Below are 24,528 nucleotides of genomic sequence, written 5' to 3' on the forward strand. Positions count from 1 at the left end.
ATGAAAGTATTAGTTATAGGCAGTGGTGGTAGAGAACATGCATTATGTTGGAAAATAGCTAAGAGTCAGAAAGTAAGTAAGATTTATTGTGCACCTGGAAATGGTGGAACTGCTGATATAGCTGAAAATATAGCTATAAATGTTGATGAAATAGATAAGTTAGTTCAATTCGCTATGGAAAATCATATAGATTTAACTGTAGTAGGGCCGGAATTACCCTTAGTACTAGGTATAGTAGATAAATTCCAAGAAAAAGGATTGAAAATTTTTGGAGTTAACAAGGAATGTGCTGAGCTTGAAGGTAGTAAGGATTTTTCTAAAGGATTTATGGAGAAATATAATATTTCTACTGCTAAATATAAGACATATACTAATTTAAATGAAGCAATAGAAGGACTTAGGGAATTCACTTATCCATTAGTTATAAAGGCAGATGGACTATGTGCCGGGAAAGGTGTAGTTATTTGCCAGAGTGAAGATGAAGCAATGAATACATTAAAAGATATTTTAGGAGAAAAAGTATTTGGATCTGAGGGAGAAAAGGTTGTTATAGAAGAATTTTTAGATGGTATAGAAGCTTCTCTTCTTTGTATAGTTACTAAGGATAAAATAATTCCAATGGAATCTGCTAAAGACTATAAAAAAATATATGAGAACGATGAAGGACCAAATACAGGAGGAGTTGGTTGTTTCTCTCCTAGTCCGCTTTTTGATGATGAGTTAAATAAAAAAATTGAAAAAAATATACTTAATAACATAAGAGTCGGATTAGATTCAGAAAAAATGGATTTTAGAGGAATATTATTTATTGGTCTGATGATAGTAGGTGATGAGCCTAAGGTTTTAGAATTTAATGTAAGATTTGGTGATCCTGAAACAGAAGTATTAATCCCAAGGCTTGAATCAGATATAATAGATATATTTCAAAATACAATAGATGGAACATTAGAAAAATCAGATTTAATATGGAAAGAGAAGGCTTGTGTTACTGTAGTCATTACATCTAAGGGGTATCCTAATGAATATGAAAAAGGATTTATAATTACTGGAGTAGATGAGCTAGATAAGGATATTATACTTTTTCATAATGGAACAAAGAAAATAGATAGAAGTTTAATTACAAATGGAGGAAGAGTTTTATCTGTTACTAGTTTAGGACATACTATTGAAGAAGCTAGAAAAAAAATCTATTCAAATGTAGATAAAATTAAATTTAATGGTATGAATTATAGGAAGGATATTGGGAAAACTACAATTGTCAATTAATTAACTCATAGAGCAGGATAAAACCTGCTTTTTTTGTTGAAAAAGATTTCCAAAATCTTATTGTTCTGTTATAATACTATATAGTAATTGTAGTTTAAGTATTCATTAGTAATAGGCTAAAAAATTAGAAAATTGGAATAAAAGTGATTGACCATATTAAAAAGGGTATATATTAATTCGGGTATAATTTACTTAGGTAATTTAAATAATAGTTAGTACAAAAATAAACACAAGGAGGATTAAGTATGAAAACAGATGTTCAAATTGCTCAAGAGGCAACAATGTTACCTATATCTGAGGTAGCAGCGAAGTTAGGGATAGACGAAGAAAAACTTATACATTATGGAAAGTATAAGGCAAAGGTATCTTTAGGACTTTTAGAGGAATTAAAAGACAAGCCAGACGGAAAACTAGTTTTAGTTACAGCAATTAATCCTACTCCAGCAGGCGAAGGTAAGACTACTACAAATATAGGTCTTTCAATGGGATTAAATAAAATAGGTAAAACTGCAATAACAGCACTTAGAGAACCTTCACTTGGACCTAGCTTTGGAGTTAAAGGCGGTGCTGCTGGTGGTGGATATTCTCAAGTAGTACCTATGGAAGATATCAATCTTCATTTTACAGGTGACTTCCACGCAATAACTACAGCTCACAATTTAATTTCAGCTTTATTAGATAACCACATTCATCAAGGAAACGTATTAAACATTGACCCAAGAAGAGTAGTTTGGAAAAGAGTTCTTGATATGAATGACAGAGCATTAAGAGATATTGTAATCGGATTAGGCGGAAAACCAAATGGAATGCCAAGAGAAGATGGATTTGATATAACAGTTGCTTCAGAGATAATGGCAATCTTCTGTTTATCAAAAGACTTAGAAGACTTCAAGGCTAGAGTTGGAGAAATTATCGTAGCATATAAATATGACGGAAGTCCAGTATTTGCAAAAGACTTACAAGCTCAAGGTGCTGTAGCATTACTTATGAAAGATGCAGTTAATCCTAACCTTGTTCAAACATTAGAAAACACACCAGCATTAATTCATGGTGGACCATTTGCAAATATAGCTCATGGATGTAACTCAATGTTAGCTACAAAATTAGCTTTAAAAATGGCAGAATACACAGTAACAGAAGCAGGCTTTGGTGCAGACTTAGGTGCAGAAAAATTCTTCGATATCAAATGTAGATTCGGTGGATTAAAACCAGATGCTGCCGTTATAGTAGCTACAGTAAGAGCGTTAAAATACAATGGTGGAGTTAAGAAAGATGAACTAGGTAATGAGAACTTAGAAGCATTAGCTAAAGGGTTTGAAAACTTAGAGAAACATATAGAAAATATCAATAAATTTGGAGTACCAGCGGTAGTAGCTATTAACAAATTCCCAACAGACACAGAAGCTGAGCTTAACTATGTACTTGAAAGATGTAAATCATTAGGTGCAGAAGCTGTTCTTTCAGAAGTTTGGGGTAAAGGTGGCGAAGGCGGAGTAGCAATGGCTGAAGCTGTAGTAAGAGTATGTGAAACAAAAGAGTCTAACTTTAAACCTTTATATGATGTAGAAGATTCAATCAAGACTAAGATTGAAAAGATAGCTAAGGAAGTTTATGGTGCAGATGGAGTTGACTTCACTAAGGCTTGCGAGAAAACAATAGCTAATATAGAAAAATTAGGATTTGACAAGATGCCAATCTGTATGGCAAAAACTCAATATTCACTTTCAGATGACCCGACTTTACTTGGCAGACCTAGAGGATTTAGCATTACTGTTAGAGACATAAAAGTATCTAGAGGTGCTGGTTTCTTAGTAGCCCTAACAGGAGAAATTATGACAATGCCAGGATTACCAAAAGTTCCAGCTGCAAATAATATTGATATATTACCAAGTGGAGAAATAGTAGGATTGTTCTAGATAATGGCTGGGCAAAGTCCCAGCTATTATTATCACTTTACACTTGAATACGTTAGTATGAAACTATAATTTATTAGGAGGGCAGGATATGGAATTTAATTCAAAGATAAAATCCAATCAGGTAGATGGATTTTTTGAAGCGATTTTACTTTTAGAAAATATGGAAGAGTGTTATAGGTTTTTTGAAGACATATGCACTATAAAGGAGATTCAAGCAATAGCACAAAGGCTCGAGGTTGCGAAATTACTTAAAGCTAATAAAACTTACAATGAAATAGAAGCTGAGACAGGTGCTAGTACTGCAACGATAAGTAGAATAAATAGGGCTTTGAACTATGGTTCAGAAGGATACAATATTGTATTAAAAAAATTAGGCATAATAGAAGAATAAGAAAAGCCTCTAAGGAAACGTTAGAAACTTTTCTTGGCCACTGCATAAGCGACTTGCATGAAATCAAAGATTTCGATAATTTGCTTAAAACTCAATTAGGTCAAGTTCTTGATATTAGGTATTAAAGCAGAACTTTCCTATTGGTTATAAGAAACAGGGACTAAGAGTCCCTTATTCCTTTTAGAGTGTAAAAATAAATTAGATCAATAGTAATATATAATCTCAGTGGAGGTGTGTATATTGGGGAAACTCATTAATATTGATAAATTAGAAATAGGAATGCTCTTGGACAAGGACGTAGTAGATATAAAAACAGGTGCAGTATTGATACCAGAGAACACCGCTATAACAAAGGCTTTCATTGATAAACTAAATATTCATGGAATACATTTTGTATTTGTTAGAGAGGAAGAAATACCTGAAGGAATTCGCAATGATGGATTTGCTAGAGAATATTCCAAGGTAGAAAATAGACTGGATAATATATTCAATGAGATTAAAGAGGGTAAAAAATTAAAATCAGATAAGGTAATTTCTGAGATGAATAGCTTTGTTAAGGAAATAGCCTCAGAAAGAGATATACTTACTCAGATGAGATTGCTTCGAAAGACAGATGACTATACATTTAATCATAGTTTAGGTGTAAGCATATTAGCTATAACTTTGGGAAAATGGCTAAATTATCCTCAAGATAAAATTATGGATTTATCTATAGTTGGGCTTTTTCATGACATTGGAAAGTTGAAGATCTCGGATGAAATATTGAAGAAACCGGGTATATTGAGTGCAGAAGAGTATGAAGAAATGAAAAAACATCCTCTTTATAGTTATGAAATGCTATTAGAAACTAACAGATTTAATGAAGATATTTTACAGGGTATATTGCAGCATCACGAAAAAATCAATGGGACAGGCTATCCTTATGGTGCTAAAGGAGATAGTATACATGAATATGCAAAAATAATGGCTGTATGCGATATATATCATGCTATTACATCTAATAGAGTGTATAAAGATAAGGATTCGCCACTACGAGCCGCAGATTACCTTAGACGTGAAAGTTTCACCTCATTAGACCCTAATATTACTCAAGTCTTTTTAAAGAATATATCTAGATTTTATGTTGGAAATAAGGTCTTACTAAGTGATGGTTCAACAGGAATAATAGTCTATATACACCCTCAAAATGAAACTAAGCCTATAGTGCAGGTAGGTAATAAATTTATAGATTTTCTTCAGCCACAAGATACTGAGATACTAGATATTATAATATAATATTTAAGAGCATGAGCCACATCAAAGCTATTGATTTTTAACATTAAGTGTAAGCTATTGTTGTAATATATCAAATTATGGGGTATATAATTAAATATTATAATTATTATGAAGTTAGAAAGTAGGGATTAAAAATGATGTGGAAAGATAAATATAAAGTTGGTGTAGAATTAATTGATGAGCAGCACAAAGAACTCTTTAAACGTTTATCAGAATTTATACAAATTGTTCAAAGTAAAAGTGATTGGAATGAAAGATTAGATAAGGTAAAAGAAACAATGGAATTTATGCAAGAATACGTAATATTCCATTTTGATGATGAAGAAGCGTATCAAGAAAAAATTAATTATCCAGATATTGAAATACATAAAGAAGCACATAGAAAATTTAAAGAAGTAATCAATGATTATGTTAAAATCTTTGAACAAGGAGGATTTACTGAGGAAAAAATACAAGAATTCAGTGCTAAACTTATGACATGGCTAATCATGCATGTGGGAAAAATGGATCAAAAAATTGGAGAATATGCAAATGAAAAAGGAGGACAAGCACAATGAAGGCAGAATACTTAAACTCCTTTTATAAGGCAACTCAGGATGTATTTAGATTAATGCTTGACACAGATGTAGAGAAGGGACAGTTAAAGGCTATAGAGGGCATGGTTTGCAGCAAAGATGCCAATGTTATTCTTGGAGTCACAGGAGATTTGAAAGGCACGATTCTTTTTAGTTTTACTAGTGATATGACTTTAGAGATGGTTAGAATAATGTCAGGAATGGAAATGCATGAAATAGACAACTTTGTATCTTCAGCTTTGGGTGAAGTTGCAAATATTATTGGAGGCAATGCAGTAACAAATTTAACTGAATATAATTACATATGTGATATTGCTCCACCACAAATAATCATAGGCGAATATAAGTCTATTTCTATGGCAAATAAATTAGCACTTCTTCTACCATTAAAAACCCATATTGGTGAATTTGATATTAATGTGTTTTTAGCAGAAAATTAAAGATAATATGAAAATAGCTAAGATTATAATCTTAGCTATTTTCTATTATCTTTAATTCAAAGGATTATCTGGTAAAAAATTTTCAAAAATAAACAAATCAAAATACTTAAGATAATTGTCTAATTCTATTTTTGAAGGAATAGTATAAGCAATAGTGGTGACTTTATAAAGTCTTTTACACAAAATAAAAGATAAGTTATCATGATATTTGTAGTTATATGAAATAAAGTGAGGCCTGGTAATAAAGTTAAACATTAAGTTCTGTAATAAAAAAGAAAATATTTTACTTTGTTTAATTTCGCTCTTTAAATAATTTGTAGAAAGCTGTCCTCTAACAACCTGCGGTCTATTTTTTTTATACCAAAGTACAGCTAAAGGATTGAAAGATTCCACACAATATGCCCCACTGTAATTATCTAAATAAGATGCAACTATACTACAAATTGAAAGATAATTAAATCTGGATTTTATTTCCACTATTAGAGGTACTTGTCCATTAACCAAATCAATTACTTCCTTTAAATGAGGAATCTTTTCCTTTGAATCAAATAAGGTAAGTCCTCTTAATTCTTGAAAAGTCAATTCATTTACATTTTTATCTATGCCACAGACTCTTTTTAAATTAAAATCATGAAATACAACTGGAACACGATCTTTTGATAACTGTATATCAAACTCAATTCCAAATCCATGATTTATTGCCAGCTGAAATGCAGCCATAGAATTTTCAGGTGCAATAAACTTTTCTTTATGAAAGCCTCTATGAGCATAATATCTTTTATAAAATAAGCTTAAGTCAGGTCTATTTAGTGTTTCTGGCATAATAGCAAGAAGGTAAAGAATAATTACCATTAAAATGATACCAAGAATATAGAAAAACATTAAATAACCTCCTATAAACTAATCTTCTACATCAAAATGTTCCAATGTGCTTTTTCTCTTTGGTGGCTTAGAATCACCATGACGAACCATCAACATTGTGCCCAAGGATAACAAAGAAAATACAAATGAATAAGGGAATAGTGTCCTATAAGAGATATTTTCTAATAGAAATCCAGATAATATTGGAGTAAAAACCTGTGCAGACATAGAGAATATATAATATAAGCCAGTATATTTTCCTACATCAGCACTACGAGCCATCTCCACAACCATTGGATATGAATTCACATTAATAGCCGCCCATCCAATACCTGTAAATGCAAATACCACATTGATTAAGGGAGAGTAAGTCTTAAACCAAAATCCAAAGAAATAAGAAATACTCATCATTACAATACCACCAATAATAGTTTTCTTTCTACCTATATTACTAGATATGATTCCTATAGGGATATAAGATAGAATTGCAGCACCTGTTGCAACCATAAGGGCATTTGCGAAACCACCACCTTGTAAGTCCCAAACCGTTATTGCATATCTAGAAAAAGCTGTAGTGACAGCATTATATGCTGTAAACCATAAAAATATTGATGCAAATATAAAATTTAGGCTTCGCCTTACATTTTTATCCATAGTTATGCTTTCATTTAGATTATCTAAATTGGATTCTTCATCTTCAGTACAATCAGTACTTGATACTTCTTTAGCTAATTTATTCTCTCTAATGGTAATTACAAGAATACCAACTGCAACTACCATTAGAATAGCAACGGATAAAAAGATATTTGTATAATTAGGTGAAGATTCTTTTGGAATCAATATACTAATCATTGCAAGAGTAAAAATGGCTCCTACTGCACCCATGAGATTAATTATGGAATTTGCCTTACTTCTAAGAGGCTTAGGTGTGATGTCAGGCATTAGAGCAACTGCAGGTGAACGATAGATACTCATAGAAAGAAGTACCACACCTAAAGATATAAAAAACAATATGAAATTTTGATTATTATCTGCAATAGGAATCATCATCATAGAGATAACTGCTATGACTGTACCTATAACGATAAAAGGAGTTCTTCTTCCAAATCTAGTCCTTATTCTATCGGATAAAGCACCGAAAATAGGAAGTAAAAATAAAGCTAAGATATTGTCAACAGCCATTATGGTGCCTGTCATAGTTTCCCCAACTTTAAAGGTGTTTTGTAAAATAAGTGGTATAATATTATCATATAATTGCCAAAATGCAGAAATAGATAAAAATGCTAGTCCTACAAAAAAGGTCCGTTTGTAATTTAACTTCATAAAGTTCCTCCTTAAATCTTTAAATTTACTCTTATTATAGCATTGGAAATGGACATAAACAATGAATATTATTATATTTGCTTTAGTGGAAAGTTAGGATTAAACTGTGGGGTGAGATTTAATTGTTACTAATTTATAATAATTAAAAGATTTGCGTAAATTACTCATGAAATAAGATTTTAATAGAGATATAATATAAAATATTATTCATTCTAGGGGGTAAGAATGGAATCTATAGATATAAATAATTTGAGAAGGGGTCTGTATCTCAATGAAAGGTTGTATATAAAAGGAGAAAATAATATTAGGGACACATTGCTATTATCAAGATGGATGGAAGAAATCTTTTTACAAGACAAGTATTTAGAGTATTATTTAAAGACATATAGATTAAATGAAGAAGAACTTTCAAATTTATTATCACAGAGACAAGAGGATATTCTTTTTAAGGAAGAAGAAACTCCATTGTGGATTAGACACATAAATGATATTATAAATTTATTTGGAGACGATGTAGAAGTAAATGAGTATATGACTAATAAGAAGTATCTTAAACATCCATTTTCTTGTTTTACTACTCCATTCATTAAATGGATATTGACAAAAGTTACCATAGAAGAAAGTGTAAATTATAGTGAAGAGTTAATAAAAGAGATCATAGCAGAGAAGACATTTGAGATAGTTATAGAAAAATCTTTAAAAACTTTAATTTTAGAACTAAATTACTTTAGTAGGAATAATAAGTTAAAAGGAGATAGCCCTAAAGATAGGTATTTAGATTTTTGCGGTAAGTTTAAAAATGCACAATATTTGAAAGAATTAATATATAAATTTCCTATATTATTTAGAGTTATAGTAGAGGAATTAATAAAAAGTAAAGATTATATTATAGAATCCTTAGATAACTTAAATAGAGATTATAAATATTTAAAAAAGATATTTCAAATAGAAGGCAAGATTAAAAGAATTGAAGACAACAAAGGAGATAGCCATTGTGGAAAGAAATCAGTATTAATTTTCTACTTTGAAAAAGGAAGTGTTGTATATAAACCACGATCATTAGAAATAGACAAGAAATTTAATGCCATACTGAATTACATAAACGAAAAAGAGTTAAGATATAAACTAGAGAGAATGACATATTTAGTAAGAGAAGAATATGGATGGCAAGAATGTATAGAAGCTAAGGAATGTAATTCCGAGGATGATTTAGAAAAAATATATTATAAATTGGGAGTATATTCTTGTTTATTTCATATACTAAATACTTCAGATTTACACATGGATAACCTAATAATATCTAGAGATAATCCATTTTTTGTAGATTTAGAATCGATATTCCAAAGTTTTAGTGGCTACATGAGTAAAGAAGATAATTCCTTTGAGATAATATGTAGAAAAATAAAAAACTCAATATTTGAGACAAGTCTATTTCCGGCCAGTATAGATAAGAATATGGACTTGGATATTTCAGGAATTACAGGAAAAGGAGGACAAACTGTTCTTAAAGGAAAATATCAAATTCAAGATAATTATACTGATAATATGAGACTTATACGCACTGATTGCATGATAAAATATAAAGAGAACATCCCGAAGCTAAATGGTAAATATATAGACCCTAGAGAGTATGTTAGTTTCATAATTGAAGGATTTGAAAGTTGTTATGATTTAATTATGGAAAACAAGGCAGATTTTATTGATAAAGATGGATTACTAACAAATTTTTCAAATTGTAAAGTTAGAACTATTTTAAGAGATACTCAAAGTTATAGTGTAGTTTTAAAGACTTCAACACATCCCAAGTACTTATTTGATGGAATATATAGAAATAAATTATTTGATAAAATGTGGGCAATAGTTAAAAAAGATAAAAGATTTCTGAACATAGTTACATCTGAAATAAGAGATATGATGGAAGGAGATATTCCTTATTTTTACTCATATGTAAACAGTGGAATTGTATATGACAGCTTAGGGAGGAAATGCATTGAGAATGAATATAATATGTTAGAGAAATCTATTAGTAGAATAAGAGATATGAACGAAATAGCAAAAAAAGAACAAGTAAAGTATATAGAAACTTCACTTAGAAAGCCAATTAAAAGATGGGAAATCAGAGAATATAAGAAAAACTATATGAATACAAATAATCTACTATTAGAAACAGATAAACTTTTCATAGAAGAAGCAGAAAAGATAGGCAATAAAATTTTAGAACAAGGGATATTAAGTGATAAATGCAATGATATTAATTGGTTAAATATTGATATCGGAAATGGTGGACAATGGATATATTCACCACAAGATGCTTATTTATATAGTGGAGTCCTAGGGAATGGATTGTTTTTTACAATTCTGTATGATATAACAAAAAATAATGCTTATAAAGATGTAATAGAAAAAATCCTTAAGTCAGCAGAATACCTTACGAAAGATATGGATGAAAATAATATTTCAGCATTCTTGGGAAAAGCATCATTAGCATATTGTTATTATTTTATGGGGTTAAAGTTTAATAGAAATGATTTAATAGAAAAAGCAATTTATTATATATTAAGCTGTAAAAACTATATAGAAAATGACAAGAATTTTGATATAGTTTCAGGTTGTGCTGGAACATTAATAGTGGCTTTAAACATATTTAATAAATATAACAATAAAGAGATATTGGATGTTTCTATTAATAGTGGTGAACATTTAATTAAATACTGTATTGAGAAAGACAACAGTGTTGGTTGGCCAACACCAGCAGGGGGAGGACAAATATTGTCAGGAATGTCGCATGGAAGTGCAGGAATTGCATGGGCATTAATGGAACTTTATAAGGTAGTTAAAGATGAAAGGTATCTGTGCTTAGCATTAAAAGCTATTAATTTTGAAAGGAAAATTTATAATAGAGAACAGAATAATTGGATAAATACTAAAAATAAAAAAGATTTAATAGAAAATGGATTTACTGACCCCGTTAATTGGTGCCATGGGGCTCCAGGATTAGGAATTTCTAGAATAAAATGCTATGATATTTTCAAAGATGATTCTATCATAGAGGAGATTCAAGATTCAATAAACAAAACGCTTAAAGAAGGAGTTGGGGGAAGTGATTGTTTATGTCATGGAACTATGGGAAATATTGAACTATTAATTATGGCTAATAAATTATTTTACAAGGAAAATTATCTTCTAAAAGCAAGAAGAATAGTATCTGATCTAATTAAAGATGCAAATATAGATCAATGGCATTGTGGGATCCCTCAGAACTTTCAAGTAACATCATTCATGACAGGATTGTCTGGTATAGGATATCAGTTATTAAGATTGACTAAGCCAAAATTAATACCATCAGTTTTAACCTTAGAACTACCAGAGATTAATTAATATATAATCACAATTGCCTTATGATTCCCCTAAATATATAATACAATTTAAGTGGGGAACAGTGTTCTATAATATATTCTAATTAGCATAGTCGGGGGGATGTAAAATGAAGGAGGATTATTTAAATAGATTAAAATTCCTCATATTAAACCAAGTCCTTGTTATTATTTTTTTATGCTATGAACTTATAAAGAATAGTACTGAAATATATGGTTCTGAAATAATATCATTAATATTAACTACTATTATTCTAATAAATGGATTTTGTGTCAGCTTTATTAATATAAGGAATGTTAAAATAATTAATAAATTTACGGATCTGGTAGTATTAGTAAATTGGCAATTTTTAATTTGTCTAGATGAGCGATATCTTTTTTATGAATTAAGCATATTACTTGGGGTTTACATATTGTATAAAACCATTGATTTCACACTAAATTTTATATTCCAAGATTATAGTTATCCATATAAAAAGATTACGGATTTAATTCTCAAGTTTATGTGTATTTTAACTTTAATGACTAGATTTATACAGATAAAATTGTTTTATGCTGCAATGCAGATTCAGCTATTATTAAGTATTGGGATATTTATATTTTTAATTACAATCTATAGAAAAAGATTTATGTTTGTAATGAGAAATGAAAAGAAGAACTTGATAAATTCCTTTTTAATGATTATTGTTCCAATATTAATTATTTTGCCATTTTTACTGAAAGACCAAAGACATATAGATAATTTAATTTGGTATGTACTAATATTTATACCACTGTTTAGTATAAATAAAATAGCCTTAATAAGTAAAGATAATGCAAACTATTTTCTTCCCGTAAAAAGAAGAAGTATAAGAAAACTTGTAATATTATTTTTTATGTTTCTATCTATATTTAACTATATATATAAATTAAATATAGTTACTAATTTTATATTGATTCATTCGGCAATTCTATTCTGGGAGGTATATTTAATGCTGGAATATGAAGATGCAAAGGATAGGTTTCAAACAGCAAGCAGTAAAGATAATTCCTTTAGAAATAGCATTGAAAACAGTTTAAGACTAATAATCAAAGAGGAGGAGATAAAAAGAGATATCTCTAATTACTTGCATGATGAAGTTCTTCAAGATATTTTATCGGTAAAAAATCTAATAACAAAATCTGATAATCCAGAAATAAAGCAATTGATTATAAATACTTTAGATTATCTTAATGTATCTATTAGAAATGAAATGAATACTTATCATCCTGTTATGCTAAAGGATAGAACACTAAAAGAAAATTATCAAAATCTAATCAATTCTATAAAGTATTTCTATCCATTAAAGAATATCTCTATAAACTTTGAATGTGATGAAACTTTGTTTTTAGCAATACCCTATGACCTTATCGTATATCGAATGATTAAGGAATTAGTTACTAATGCTTTCAAGCATTCAAATGGAACAGAATTAAATATTAATTTGGAATATAATGAAGAGATGATCATTCTTATGGTTAAGGATAATGGAAAGGGATTTGACTTTAACAAATTAGATAATATTAAAAATCAAAAAGGGCTAATTTCAATAAAAGAACAAGTCAAGATGTTGGAAGGAAGTATAGATTTTTTAAAAAATAATCCAAGTGGGATAATTATAATAGCTAAAATGCCAATGAAAGGAGAGGATTCTTATAAATATTTTATTAATAGATGATCATGCATTATTCGCAAAGAGTTTAAAAATTGTATTAGAAGATCATCCTGAAATAACTAATTTTAGTATAATAGATGATACAAATGAAGCAATATCCATTATCAAAGGAGTTAAACTAGATATAGTGCTGATTGATATTAACCTGCGGAATATAAGTGACGAAGATGGACTATTGTTAGCAAAGAGAATATTAACTGATATACCAGAGACAAAAGTTGTAATACTGACAGGACATGATTTACCTGTATATAAAATGGAAGCAAAAAAAATAGGGGCAAGAGGGTTTGTAAATAAAAATATAGAACCTAATGATCTAATTAAAATTCTTATGAATATCAATAATGGAAATACTTACTTTCCAGATGATGAAGTATTAATAGAGGAACTTACTGATAGTGAGAAAGATGTTTTGCAAAAATTATGTAATGGATATAAAAGAAAAGATATAGCAGCTATGCTATATATAAGTGAGCGAACAGTGTCCAATCATATACAATGTATTTTTAATAAATTAAAAGTTAATTCGGCTATTGAGGCTATAACTAAGGGAATTCAACTTGGATATGTAAAGCCCCAATAGAATAAATTTAGAATGCTACTATAGACATTATTTATGTTTAAAGTAGCTTTTATTATTTGTAATTATATAAGGAAAAGTTTGCGTGAATTACTCATGTAAATCTTAGAGTGATTTGATATTCTTATATCAATTAGAGAAATAAGGGGGATGAGGGAATGGAGGATGAAAGATTAGATTACTTTAATATGAATGAAGTAATAGATGAAATTTCCAATGAAGAGTTAGAAATGGCAACAGGAGCTGGAGAGGGAGAATGGTATAGAACCATAACTAAAAAGTGTCCAAGCTCTTTGTTTACTTGTTGCTGATATAATTAAATCTAATAGGAGAAAGTAATAAAGTATATTTTTTGTAGAAGTTAAGTGTCTGGATTAAAGAGGCAGTAAGAAAAATTTTACTATTTGGTGTTGTATTTTTTAAAGATATTATATTTTATTTATGAGATTCAGAAAATTTATTAGTCATAATTGGTATTAAGAAATTAAGCAAGTATAAAGCAATTATAATCAATAGTTTTAACATCTCAAATATTTAGTTTATGAAGGATAGCGATTAATTACCAATAATAAGGGGGGTAATTTATGAAACAAAAGGGAAATGTATCAATGTTATTAATAGCTTTAATAATAATGGGAAGTGTTAGTGCCTATGCAGGTACATCTTGGAGTAGTTTCAGCACAACAGTTCCAAGATTTAATGGCTCAGGCTATACATCCTATCAAACAAAATCAATATCAAGTGAGGATGCAGAAGTTGATATTGATTATGTAGGTGGAGATTATGAAGTGGACATCAGACTTGTGTCTCAAAATAGAAATAGTAAATGGGAAAGAAATGTAGTTGATGGAATGTTCTTCTATATTCCTAATTCAGTACAAGCTGGAGAAAGATGTAGACTTGAAATTAGTAATGACTTAAGTACACCTGTAAAAGTACAAGTTGAAGGGGAATGGAGAAGCAACTAAAATTTAATAGATTGAAGGTTAAGCTAAATACTGGTTTTACTAGATGAAATTAATTAATTGCTATCCTTTTATATAAAATATAGATAAATGCATAATATATCTTCATGAGAGTTAACAGGAGGTCTAAAATGATTAATTGTTTATATTCTGAAATTAAGAAATTTTCATCATTGAAAAAGATATTATATATTCTAATAATAATTATTATCCCTTTTACAATTCAATTTTTAGCAATTCAAGAAGGTTATATATATTATATTACAAGGGAGATATTTGAAGAATCAATACAGGGAATCATTTCAATGTTATTTCCAGTTTTAATTATGGTGGTTTATGCCAATGGTTATATCGTAGAGTATAAAAATGAATATATAAAATATTGTCAATCAAGAGTTGATATATGGACATATATAAAAAGCAAATTACTAGCAAATAGTATTTTTACATTCATAGTAGGAGCTTTAATAATATTGATTCCATATTTTTTCTGTCAAGTAATAGTGCCAAGATATGGATTGGTAGAGTTGACACCTATAACAGAGAAGATGTATCCTAGAGAGAATAATTTATCTTTTCTTCTTGAATATTCTTCTTTGGCATATATACTGGTATATACTATTTGGGTCGGCATAAATGCAGTACTATATGGAAATATGGCTATGCTTATTTCATTGCATAAAAAAAATGGATTTATATCATTATCAATTCCTGTTTTGTTTTATCATTTAGGGAATTTTTTCCTTGCGGTTATTGGATTTGAAAAGTTTTCACCACTTGCGTCTGTTTTTCCATTAAGTCTAAGAAAAATTTGGACAGGAAATTTTTTTGTGTCATTTATAACTTTATTTATCATTGATATTGTTTTATTTATATATTCTTATAAAAAATACAAACAATTTGGTGATTACTATGTTTAATATCAAAGAAAAATTTGAAAACTATCAAGCTCAATGGTTTTTATATGCACTAATTATATTTATTTTTGGTTTGTTTGGTAAATTTGAGTTGATAAAATATGGTATAAAATCAGGTTTATCTATAAATCTTTGGGATATGTTATATTATATATTATGTGACCAATATTTAACTTATTATTTTATATTACCTCTATTATTATATAATTCTATTTTAAATGTTGAAAATAATTATAAGGATTATATTATCATAAGAACTGGTAATCCATTTAAAACCATAAAATATATTCAGTTGAAATACTTAAAAAAGTTAAACATGTTTTTTATTATATGGCTAGTAGTTGGAATTATATTATCCTCTGATTTGTACGATGGTTTCAGCTGGAGCCAGTTGTCACAGTTTAATAACAATATCGTAAATACTAAGGTTTTTAGTTCAAATGAGATTACTTCATTAGAAGGATTAATATTAATTGCTTTAAGTTTTTATATTGTAAGTTTGATTTTAAATTTAATTATGATTATTATATATAGTATTTTTCGTAAAAGAAATTATTTAATTTTAACTAGCATAATAATTTTTTTTATGTGCATTATCATGATTCGTATAGAACAATATGTTGATACATCTTTCATAGTAAACATATTAAAATTTCCGATTTATATAGTGGCTACAAAAGGGGTATTGAGTTTTAATAATACCTGGATATATTTAGTGGTACTTATAAGTATTTATATTATGTTTCTTTGCTTAAATAGCATCTATTCAAATAGGAAAAGGATTAAAAATAAAATTGGTGATAAATGGATGTATTTAACTTATGCAATATTAGTGATTGTTAGTATGACTATTCAATTGAGAGCGGAAAATGTATTGGATATTACGATATTAGATGGGATTGTTCTTTCCTTTTATGGAATTACAAGTGAAAATGGCCATTTTCTAAATTTATTAAAATACATTATTACATTCTGGGGGGTAGTATATTTCGCTCAGATTTCATTTGATAGAGAGCTAGATGGAAATTTATATTATAAAATTATTAGGTATAGGGCAGTTGATAGATGGTTTCTTCATTGGGTTAAGGGAATTATTGCTTATCTTATAAAAGCATTAGTAATACTTTTCATATGTAGTATTATGATTGGCTATTTTTTAGTTAATTCTAAAACAATTATAGAAAGTAATATGTTTTATAATGTGACTTTATTAAAAACATTATATCAATTTTTTGTAAATGGATTTTTACAGTTATTATTTTATATATTACTAGTATCTACTATAGCGTGGAAAACAAGGAATACATTTGTAGGTTTAATAGGGTTATTTTTTACAATGGTATTTATGCTACCAGGAGTAAATAGATATTATTTAGCCCCCATTTCTTTAAATGGTTTAGCATTTGCAGTAGAAGGAAACATAATGTTTAGACATACAATTATTTTGCTTATCTATATTGTTATAAATATATGTATATTAAAAGGAATGTTTAACCGTCAAGATATAAAATAAATTGGGTGGTGAATACTATGAGTTTAGTTGAAATGATAAATGTATCTAAAGGGTTTAAAGGAATTAACATATTTGAGGATTTAAATATTACCTTTGAAAAAGAAGAAATATACGGGATTGTGGGACCAAATGGTTCGGGCAAATCTGTTCTTTTTAAAATAATTTGTGGATTTATATTTCCAGACTCGGGAGTTATAAAGATTAATGGAAATGAAATGAATTTAAAAAACAGATTTCCAACAAATTTTGGAATTATCATAGATAGACCAGGATATTTAGAAGATAAAAGTGGATATGAAAACTTAGAGTATTTGGCTTTAATACGTAAAAAAATAGGAAAAGATGAAATCAAGACTGCAATGGAAAGAGTAGGACTTGATCCTAATTTAAAAACCAAGGTAAAGAATTATTCTTTAGGAATGAAGCAGAAATTAGCATTATGTCAAGCAATTATGGAGGATCAAGATGTGTTATTATTGGATGAACCATTTAATGCACTTGATAAAAGCAGTGTAGAAAATATCAGGAATTTATTATTAGATCTACACAAACAGAGTAAAACAATATTTATCACGAGTCACAATCAAATGGATATAGATTTACTATGTACAAAGGTATATGAAATAGATAATCAAAAGTTAAAATTAATAGTTTGAGATATGCAAAGCTAAATATTTTGGCAGTTCATATATGGTAGCATTATATAAACAGCTTGTTTATAATTTTTGTCTGATAGATATTATATTAAAGAAAGCTTCAATAAGGGTAGTAATTCCTAATTATAGGGAAGACATTCCTAATGGAATTTTAAAAAGTACATGGAATAGCAAGGATTAGTGGAATGAAAATATCTTATTATACAGTATTAAATATGAAATGAAAGATGTAGAAGAAGGTGTAAATATTTATTTTTAAGATATACTAGGATGTGCATGTTCTATTAATCAAGCTTGAAGGTGGATTGGAAATATTTACTTATGAGATTCTTCTCTATGAGGTTACAAGAGTGCAGGAATTAAGTGTGATAGAATTAAATGATGACGAGAAAGTTTTTTAATGACAATTCATAGTGAAGATTAAAGAAAAAAGATATTAAATTTTTGTAATGGTTAATTATCTAAAAAGCCTGAGTATCAGGCTTTTTACTATTTTTATTTGTATAACGCAAGGTTTGCGTGAATTGCTCATGTGAACTTTAGAATAATTTGATATTCTCATATTATTAAAGAAGGGGGTGTTAAAATGATATATGCCAAAAAAGTAACAAAAATATATGGAGAGAATACAAATAATCCAGTATATGCATTGAAAAATATAAATTTGGATATAGAAGAAGGAAAGTTTATAGCTATTATAGGTAGAAGTGGTTCAGGAAAGACGACGCTATTAAATGTTTTATGTGGATTAGATATACCCTCCAAGGGAGAAGTCTTTATTTGCAATAGGAATTTAATTAACTTTAATGAAGATGAGAGGACAAGATTTCGAAGAACTATGATAGGATTTATTTTTCAATCTTATAATTTGATTCCTGTACTAAATGCTAGAGAAAACATAGAACTACCACAAATTAATGAGGATAAAGATTACGTAGATGATTTAATGAAGACAATGGACATATTTGATAGAAGGCTTCATTTACCATCTGAATTATCTGGTGGCCAGCAACAACGAGTAGCTATTTGCCGAGCATTGGTGAATAAGCCTAAAATCATATTTGCAGATGAACCTACAGGAAATCTAGATTCAAAATCTGAAATAGAAGTTCTTGAACTTTTAAAAGATATGGTAATTAAGTATAATACTACAATTGTGTTGATAACTCATAATTTAGAACTTACAAAATACGCGGATGAAATAATAGTACTAAATGATGGGGAGATTGTTGAATATGAAAAAAAATTTAATTTAATTAAAAAATAATATTTTCCATTATAAAAAGAGAACTATCGAAACCATTATTATGCTTATATTAGCGTTTACTTGTTTTATATTCATTAACCAGACGGTGAGAAATATTCAGAAGATAAAATACTTAAATGCAGCTAAAGAAAGTGGATACTACCATATTTTATACGAAAATGCTTCACTAAATGAGTTTGAACAAATCAGAGAAAATGATTTGGTTAAAGAGGTTGGTGGAGAGTGGGTAATAGGAAGTGTCACGGATAATGCGAATCAATTTATGCTTCTATATAGAGATCAAATTTATAATAGATTAGATTCGTCATTAAGTAATTTAATAGCAGGTAAGAATCCAACAGGAGATAAAGATATCGTTATTACTAGAAATCATATGGAAAGAAATAAACTTGAAATTGGAGATAAAGTATCGCTTGAATTTGAAAAAATTAATTATGATACTGGAGATTTATTTTATAAATATAAAGAGACTTTTACAATAAGCGGTATAATTGAAAATTGGGGGAAATATGAAGATATAGAGATTGGGATAGTATCAGAAGAGTTGAAAAATGAATTAATAAAAACAGACTTCGTTGATAACACATTAATTCATTTTAAAAGAGAGAAAGATATATTAAGTCAATCAGAAGAACTAATAAAAATGATAAACTTACAAAATGTAGTCAAGTATAATGATGAACTAATTTTTGCTATTGATGATAATACTACAATAGGTAATGTGAGAATTGTAGTAAATTTTTTAATATTTGCTATATTTGGTTTAATTTTATATAATGTTGTGTATTTTTCTATTTTATCTGATAGAAAAGATTTAGGAATTATGACATCGTTAGGCATGGATAAAAAAGTATTATATGAAATCGTTACTTACAGAATAGTATTTTATTTTGTTTTAGCTATTCCTTTAGGTATCTTATCAGGGGTAATTGTAAATAATTTACTGTTTGAAAAGTTTGTAGCACATTTTCTTGGAACAGAAAGTAAACAGTTGCTAGTAGATGATTTTAAAGTCAATGTAGATATATTGTATTATCGTCAGCTATTATTACTTTATCTATTCTTTTACCTAGTTTACTAGGCACTCTTTATTATATATTTTCAGATACCCCAATAGAAATCATAAATGCAAGTAATCAAGATATTGAATATTATCGAAGAAAAACTGAAGAAAGCAATAAAATACTTTTTAAAAATAAATTAATAAATTATGGATTTCATAATACTCTAAGAAATAAAAAAAGAACTATAATAACAATATGCATTATGATAATTGCTTTTAGTATTTTAAGCACTATGATAATTATTAATAATATTGGAGCCAAAAAGGATTATAGTTGGATAAAAAAATATGTTCCAGGGGATATATGTATTGAAGGAAATATAGATTATAATAGCATACATGATTCTAAATCTTTTATAAGTAGACCTAATTTAGAAAGTTTAGAAAGAACTAAAAATATTAAAAGTTTTAACGCGTATCAAATAAAATCATTATTTGCTGATATTGATTTTAATAACATCGATAAAAATTCAACATTTTATAAGGAAAATAAAACTGATATTGAATTGAATAAGGATATTAATGGTAGTTACACCACTATATCTACAATAGCCTTTGGAAAAAAGGACTTAAAAAAAGAACTAGAAATAAAAGACGACATAAGTCCTGTAATAATTAGTAAAGAATTTGCTGATATGATTCAAGTTAAAGAAGGAGATTTTATCTATCTTAAAATGTACCAAGAGGATAGAAATGAGTTTACTATATCAGAACATTTTCAGGTTATAAAAATAATGGATGAATTTCCAGTTTACACTAAATTCCATTCTACAACAGAAGTAATAGTGGATTATGATGATTTACAAAATTTATACAATACAATAGGGTATGATAGAATAGATATCTGGCTAGAAGATAATACTAATTTAACATCTATAAATAACATTAAAAATCTTGAGTTTAATAGTAGTGTAAGTATTAAGACATATAACGATACCGTAAAGTATTTTCAAGAGCGATATATTAAAAAAATATTATTTCAGATTTTTGTAATAGGTATCTTTTTATTTATTGCTATGGCGAATAGCTTTACAAGTATTTTTAATAATATTGTTAATAGAAAAGAAGAGTTCACATTATTGAATATAATAGGAATTAGTAAGGGCGAAATAAAAAGAGTTGTTTTGTTAGAGGGAATATTATACGGAGTTATTACATCTTTAGCTGTAATTATTATACAAGTTATTATTATAATAATACTTGGAATGAAAGAAAGAAGTATATATGTTATATACACCTTACTTTTTGTAGACTTATTAATTATTTCAACAAACATTCTTTTTTCTAATATAAGTATGAATTATATTGTTAGGAATCAATAATTGTTGATAAGTAAATATAAAATCTAATAAATAATTTTTATTCTAATAGAATATAGGTCACTTTTTTAGTTCTATATTTATGTTTTTTATTAATTATCTTACTATAGGATTCAGCTAAATATAAGTTGTATATATATTATCGATATCGTATAATGTTAACACAACTCATTTTAAAAGGAGTTTTTATTATGAATTTTGACTACTTATATTTCTTAAGTTTTATGATGTTTTTTGCATGTTTTATATCTATAGGATATATTGCACTAAGATCTTTTAAAAGTCAGTTTCTGCATATCTCTAACGACCATCATGAATTTGAGAAAAGTAAATTTTTAGATTATAATATATGTTTAAATATAGTAGATTATAATGCCTATGAAAAGTATCAAATCTGGAGATTTTACTTTCCAGATTAAATAATAGATATGATTAATGACTCAAGCTATAAAAACCATTTTGAGAGGATGAATTTTTCATGTCTAATTTACTAAGCAGTATTCTAAATATGCTATTTAACTTTACTAATGATTGGGGACTAGCTATAGTGGGGTTAACTATATTAGTTAAAGTTTTATTACTACCAATATCTATAAAACAAAAAACAGCTTTATTAAAACAGCGAAAGTTTACAACAGAAATTGATGAAATAAAGAAAAAGTATAAGGGAAACGAAACAAAAATGACTGAGGAACTGACCAAGTATTATACTAAAAATAGTTCTAGTTTCTTAGGCTCTTTTACAGGTTTAATTCAAATTCCAATATTAATAATTTTATTCAATGTTATCAAGACAAATAGTGTAGATACAGGTTCCATATTAGTACCATGGGTTTCAAACCTGAAGTCCTACGACACTAGTTATATAATACCTTTAGTATATGCATTGGTTTCAATAAGTCCTAACTTATTAAACTATATAAGACATTTAAGAAACTTTGATGAAAGTAAACCCCTAAAGCAAAATCTAGTAAGTGTTATTATCATCTCAATTATATTAACATCTAGAAGTCCAGTAGGTATAGGTATATACTTTATAACAAGCAGTCTAGTTTCATTTATTGAAGAATTGATTTATAGACTAATAATAAGAAATAATCGATTAAAACAAATATAAGGATGGAACTTTAGAATTGTTAAGAATAGAAGGGCTGTGTCAAAATGATTTGATACAGCCCTTTTGATGTTTATATAAAATTATTTTATAACGAATAGGAAAGTTGTACTTTAATGTTTCGTCTCAAGAACTTGACCTGAATGAGTTTTAAGCAGATTGCCAAAATTTTTGATTTCGTGCAAGGTGCTTATGCAGCGGCCAAGAAAAACTTCTTTTAATACTTTGATAGAAGCTTTTCTTATAATTAATTATACTTAAATATAAATAAAAAATTTCAAATATTGTGTAATGAAATGAAGAGTTTTACGTATTAACATATGAATGAAAATATTTGGCGCCAAATATAGAATTTAAGGAGGAGGTTTGATATGTATCGACTGACTTTAGTGGATACCCTCAATGCAGAAAAGACTAAAGAAAATATATATAATCAACAAGATTTTTCTTATATTTTTGAAGCTTACTATAAAAGGGTGTACAATTTCATATATTATCAGGTTAGTTGCCATTATGCAGCAGAAGATTTGACTAGTCAGGTATTCTTAAAAGCAATGGTCAATATAGAGAAATATTCTAAGGACAAATCACCTTTTGAAGTTTGGATTTTTGCTATAGCTAAGAACATAGTAAATGATTATTTTAGAAGTATAAGAAAATATAATATTTTTTCTATTGATGGAGTTAAGGAATTAATATCAAAGATGAAAACACCAGAAGAAATAGTAGAGATTTCAGAAACAAATGATGAGTTGTTAAAGGCATTGAGGAGATTGAATACAAGGGAAAAAAGTATTGTATCACTTAAATTTGGAGCAGAGCTGAAAAACAAAGAGATTGCAGAAATATTGGATCTTACAGAAAACAATGTAGGTATAATACTTTATAGAACAATGAAGAAACTAAAAAAGGAATTGGAGAAGGAGGAATAAATGTGAATGATAGAAATATTCAAGATGGATGTTCTAAAGAGATAGATGATTATTTTAATGGGATAAATGGCTTAAGTAGTGTAGACTCAGAAGAATATAAAGAAGTTTTGGAAATAACTAAGGCTTTGGCTGGTAAAGATTTTAGTAAGAATAGTAATAAAAAAGAAGTATTTGATAGAGCTTTAAAAAATATCAATGAGTATAGAGGAGAGAATGAAATGAAGAGATTAAAGAAAATTAAATATCCTATTACTAAAGTTGCATCTTTTTTATTAATAGGAATACTGAGTATTTCAATGATAAAAACATCATTTGCACAAGAAGTTATAGATAAGATAGTAAAGATTATATCTCTTAAGAATATAGAAGCTGTACAATATGAACCACAAAAAAGGACCTATCCTATTCCAGAAGACCTAAAAGGGAAAATATTTGATAAAGATGGGAATATGTTAGAGGTATTTTCAGAAGAATTTATAGGATCTGGAAAAATATATATGGCTGATGGTGAAGAAATTGCCCGCATAGATATGGATAGTGGAGAGATAATATCTGTTAGGGAAGAAGAAGTATTGAATAAAGAAAAGTATTTTGTAGTTAAGGATGTTAATAAATTAAGTGATTATACCTGTTTCAATATAATTCTTCCAAGCTATTTACCAGAGGGCTATGAATTCGACAGAGCAGAATTTTATAAAGGTAAGGAAGATATTGTAAAAAATAGTAAGTATATTGAACTATATTTTATTAATCAAAATACAGGAAAATATATTAACATGCATCAGAGGATATCAGATGAAGAAACAGCATATGGAATGGCAACAGATGGAAAATTAGAGGAAGTAAAAGTTAATAATGAAAATGCCATCATGATAGATGAAAAAAGTATTGATTGGGAATATAATGGAATACTTTATAGCTTATCAGAAAGAGGAGAAATTGGTAAAAGCGAATTAATAAAAATCGCAGAGTCTATTAAATAATTTTTATTAATATAGTTTCACATATTTTGAGTTTACTGAAAAAGTAGCAATCTTTGATTGCTGCTTTTTTAATGGAAATTTCATGGTCAATACTATATAATAGA

Annotated in this window: 23 protein-coding genes; 21 read left to right on the top strand and 2 right to left on the bottom strand. The window is 27.9% G+C overall.

The window, feature by feature from the left end; all coding sequences use genetic code 11:
- The 6 genes from purD (at nt 1) to CIW83_RS05310 (ending at nt 5,863) form a co-directional block, all read left to right on the top strand.
- Entirely contained in the window at nt 1-1,266 is a 1,266-nt protein-coding gene (purD, locus tag CIW83_RS05285) for a phosphoribosylamine--glycine ligase (protein WP_094899823.1), read from the top strand.
- Between the two features lie 245 nt (nt 1,267-1,511).
- Entirely contained in the window at nt 1,512-3,182 is a 1,671-nt protein-coding gene (locus tag CIW83_RS05290) for a formate--tetrahydrofolate ligase (protein ID WP_094899824.1), read from the top strand.
- An 88-nt stretch (nt 3,183-3,270) separates the two neighbouring features.
- Nucleotides 3,271-3,573 carry a YerC/YecD family TrpR-related protein gene (locus CIW83_RS05295; RefSeq protein WP_094899825.1) on the top strand — a complete coding sequence of 101 codons (303 nt, stop codon included), beginning with the start codon at nt 3,271-3,273 and terminating at the stop codon, nt 3,571-3,573.
- A gap of 240 nt (nt 3,574-3,813) precedes the next feature.
- Nucleotides 3,814-4,848, top strand: a complete 1,035-nt coding sequence (locus CIW83_RS05300) for an HD-GYP domain-containing protein (RefSeq protein ID WP_094899826.1) — start codon at nt 3,814-3,816, stop codon at nt 4,846-4,848.
- A gap of 134 nt (nt 4,849-4,982) precedes the next feature.
- Nucleotides 4,983-5,405 carry a bacteriohemerythrin gene (locus CIW83_RS05305; RefSeq protein ID WP_094899827.1) on the top strand — a complete coding sequence of 141 codons (423 nt, stop codon included), beginning with the start codon at nt 4,983-4,985 and terminating at the stop codon, nt 5,403-5,405.
- The gene (locus CIW83_RS05310) at nt 5,402-5,863 is read left to right on the top strand and encodes a chemotaxis protein CheX (protein ID WP_094899828.1); all 462 of its coding nucleotides are present in this window, start codon (nt 5,402-5,404) and stop codon (nt 5,861-5,863) included. The genes CIW83_RS05305 and CIW83_RS05310 overlap by 4 nt, the downstream gene beginning before the upstream one ends.
- 51 nt (nt 5,864-5,914) lie before the next feature.
- Here CIW83_RS05310 and CIW83_RS05315 read toward each other — a convergent pair whose 3' ends face one another.
- On the bottom strand, nt 5,915-6,745 hold the full coding sequence (locus tag CIW83_RS05315) for a glycerophosphodiester phosphodiesterase family protein (protein WP_094899829.1): 831 nt from the start codon (nt 6,743-6,745) through the stop codon (nt 5,915-5,917).
- An 18-nt stretch (nt 6,746-6,763) separates the two neighbouring features.
- Nucleotides 6,764-8,047 carry an MFS transporter gene (locus CIW83_RS05320; protein WP_094899830.1) on the bottom strand — a complete coding sequence of 428 codons (1,284 nt, stop codon included), beginning with the start codon at nt 8,045-8,047 and terminating at the stop codon, nt 6,764-6,766.
- Between the two features lie 225 nt (nt 8,048-8,272).
- Here CIW83_RS05320 and CIW83_RS05325 point away from each other — a divergent pair, with 225 nt between their 5' ends.
- The 15 genes from CIW83_RS05325 (at nt 8,273) to CIW83_RS05395 (ending at nt 24,424) form a co-directional block, all read left to right on the top strand.
- Nucleotides 8,273-11,425, top strand: a complete 3,153-nt coding sequence (locus tag CIW83_RS05325; RefSeq protein ID WP_094899831.1) for a type 2 lanthipeptide synthetase LanM family protein — start codon at nt 8,273-8,275, stop codon at nt 11,423-11,425.
- Between the two features lie 106 nt (nt 11,426-11,531).
- Entirely contained in the window at nt 11,532-13,118 is a 1,587-nt protein-coding gene (locus CIW83_RS05330; protein ID WP_094899832.1) for an ATP-binding protein, read from the top strand.
- Between the two features lie 28 nt (nt 13,119-13,146).
- Complete coding sequence (locus CIW83_RS05335) at nt 13,147-13,698, top strand: response regulator transcription factor (RefSeq protein ID WP_235601233.1); 552 nt, start codon at nt 13,147-13,149, stop codon at nt 13,696-13,698.
- A gap of 155 nt (nt 13,699-13,853) precedes the next feature.
- Nucleotides 13,854-14,006, top strand: coding sequence for a type A2 lanthipeptide (locus CIW83_RS05340; RefSeq protein ID WP_094899834.1), 153 nt, complete (start codon nt 13,854-13,856; stop codon nt 14,004-14,006).
- A gap of 273 nt (nt 14,007-14,279) precedes the next feature.
- Nucleotides 14,280-14,663 carry a hypothetical protein gene (locus CIW83_RS05345; protein ID WP_094899835.1) on the top strand — a complete coding sequence of 128 codons (384 nt, stop codon included), beginning with the start codon at nt 14,280-14,282 and terminating at the stop codon, nt 14,661-14,663.
- A gap of 128 nt (nt 14,664-14,791) precedes the next feature.
- Nucleotides 14,792-15,580 carry a hypothetical protein gene (locus CIW83_RS05350; protein WP_094899836.1) on the top strand — a complete coding sequence of 263 codons (789 nt, stop codon included), beginning with the start codon at nt 14,792-14,794 and terminating at the stop codon, nt 15,578-15,580.
- Entirely contained in the window at nt 15,573-17,090 is a 1,518-nt protein-coding gene (locus tag CIW83_RS05355) for a hypothetical protein (RefSeq protein WP_094899837.1), read from the top strand. The genes CIW83_RS05350 and CIW83_RS05355 overlap by 8 nt, the downstream gene beginning before the upstream one ends.
- A 17-nt stretch (nt 17,091-17,107) precedes the next feature.
- Nucleotides 17,108-17,746, top strand: a complete 639-nt coding sequence (locus CIW83_RS05360) for an ABC transporter ATP-binding protein (protein WP_094899838.1) — start codon at nt 17,108-17,110, stop codon at nt 17,744-17,746.
- A gap of 586 nt (nt 17,747-18,332) precedes the next feature.
- On the top strand, nt 18,333-19,013 hold the full coding sequence (locus CIW83_RS05365; protein ID WP_094899839.1) for an ABC transporter ATP-binding protein: 681 nt from the start codon (nt 18,333-18,335) through the stop codon (nt 19,011-19,013).
- Between the two features lie 40 nt (nt 19,014-19,053).
- Nucleotides 19,054-20,094, top strand: coding sequence for an ABC transporter permease (locus CIW83_RS05370; protein ID WP_094899840.1), 1,041 nt, complete (start codon nt 19,054-19,056; stop codon nt 20,092-20,094).
- Nucleotides 20,095-20,309: 215 nt separating this feature from the next.
- On the top strand, nt 20,310-21,398 hold the full coding sequence (locus CIW83_RS05375; protein WP_143598521.1) for an ABC transporter permease: 1,089 nt from the start codon (nt 20,310-20,312) through the stop codon (nt 21,396-21,398).
- A 188-nt stretch (nt 21,399-21,586) separates the two neighbouring features.
- Nucleotides 21,587-21,814, top strand: a complete 228-nt coding sequence (locus tag CIW83_RS05380) for a hypothetical protein (protein WP_094899842.1) — start codon at nt 21,587-21,589, stop codon at nt 21,812-21,814.
- A 59-nt stretch (nt 21,815-21,873) separates the two neighbouring features.
- Complete coding sequence (gene yidC, locus CIW83_RS05385; RefSeq protein WP_094899843.1) at nt 21,874-22,512, top strand: membrane protein insertase YidC; 639 nt, start codon at nt 21,874-21,876, stop codon at nt 22,510-22,512.
- 368 nt (nt 22,513-22,880) lie between these two features.
- A complete protein-coding gene (locus CIW83_RS05390) occupies nt 22,881-23,441 on the top strand; it encodes a sigma-70 family RNA polymerase sigma factor (RefSeq protein WP_094899844.1) in 561 nt (186 codons plus the stop codon).
- A gap of 2 nt (nt 23,442-23,443) precedes the next feature.
- On the top strand, nt 23,444-24,424 hold the full coding sequence (locus CIW83_RS05395) for a DUF4367 domain-containing protein (RefSeq protein WP_094899845.1): 981 nt from the start codon (nt 23,444-23,446) through the stop codon (nt 24,422-24,424).
- The last annotated feature ends 104 nt before the right edge of the window (nt 24,425-24,528 follow it).

Source organism: Tissierella sp. P1 (assembly GCF_002266425.1).
Classification (GTDB): Bacteria; Bacillota; Clostridia; order Tissierellales; family Tissierellaceae; genus Tissierella; species Tissierella carlieri.

Coding starts and splice junctions, on each gene's coding strand:
- CIW83_RS05330 (WP_094899832.1), top strand. CDS start 11,532: ATGAAGGAGGATTATTTAAATAGATTAAAATTCCTCATATTAAACCAA.
- purD (WP_094899823.1), top strand. CDS start 1: ATGAAAGTATTAGTTATAGGCAGTGGTGGTAGAGAACATGCATTATGT.
- CIW83_RS05315 (WP_094899829.1), bottom strand. CDS start 6,745: ATGTTTTTCTATATTCTTGGTATCATTTTAATGGTAATTATTCTTTAC.
- CIW83_RS05345 (WP_094899835.1), top strand. CDS start 14,280: ATGAAACAAAAGGGAAATGTATCAATGTTATTAATAGCTTTAATAATA.
- CIW83_RS05365 (WP_094899839.1), top strand. CDS start 18,333: ATGATATATGCCAAAAAAGTAACAAAAATATATGGAGAGAATACAAAT.
- CIW83_RS05350 (WP_094899836.1), top strand. CDS start 14,792: ATGATTAATTGTTTATATTCTGAAATTAAGAAATTTTCATCATTGAAA.
- CIW83_RS05320 (WP_094899830.1), bottom strand. CDS start 8,047: ATGAAGTTAAATTACAAACGGACCTTTTTTGTAGGACTAGCATTTTTA.
- CIW83_RS05380 (WP_094899842.1), top strand. CDS start 21,587: ATGAATTTTGACTACTTATATTTCTTAAGTTTTATGATGTTTTTTGCA.
- CIW83_RS05305 (WP_094899827.1), top strand. CDS start 4,983: ATGATGTGGAAAGATAAATATAAAGTTGGTGTAGAATTAATTGATGAG.
- CIW83_RS05375 (WP_143598521.1), top strand. CDS start 20,310: ATGATAATTATTAATAATATTGGAGCCAAAAAGGATTATAGTTGGATA.
- CIW83_RS05295 (WP_094899825.1), top strand. CDS start 3,271: ATGGAATTTAATTCAAAGATAAAATCCAATCAGGTAGATGGATTTTTT.
- yidC (WP_094899843.1), top strand. CDS start 21,874: ATGTCTAATTTACTAAGCAGTATTCTAAATATGCTATTTAACTTTACT.
- CIW83_RS05325 (WP_094899831.1), top strand. CDS start 8,273: ATGGAATCTATAGATATAAATAATTTGAGAAGGGGTCTGTATCTCAAT.
- CIW83_RS05390 (WP_094899844.1), top strand. CDS start 22,881: ATGTATCGACTGACTTTAGTGGATACCCTCAATGCAGAAAAGACTAAA.
- CIW83_RS05355 (WP_094899837.1), top strand. CDS start 15,573: ATGTTTAATATCAAAGAAAAATTTGAAAACTATCAAGCTCAATGGTTT.
- CIW83_RS05310 (WP_094899828.1), top strand. CDS start 5,402: ATGAAGGCAGAATACTTAAACTCCTTTTATAAGGCAACTCAGGATGTA.
- CIW83_RS05370 (WP_094899840.1), top strand. CDS start 19,054: ATGCTTATATTAGCGTTTACTTGTTTTATATTCATTAACCAGACGGTG.
- CIW83_RS05340 (WP_094899834.1), top strand. CDS start 13,854: ATGGAGGATGAAAGATTAGATTACTTTAATATGAATGAAGTAATAGAT.
- CIW83_RS05360 (WP_094899838.1), top strand. CDS start 17,108: ATGAGTTTAGTTGAAATGATAAATGTATCTAAAGGGTTTAAAGGAATT.
- CIW83_RS05290 (WP_094899824.1), top strand. CDS start 1,512: ATGAAAACAGATGTTCAAATTGCTCAAGAGGCAACAATGTTACCTATA.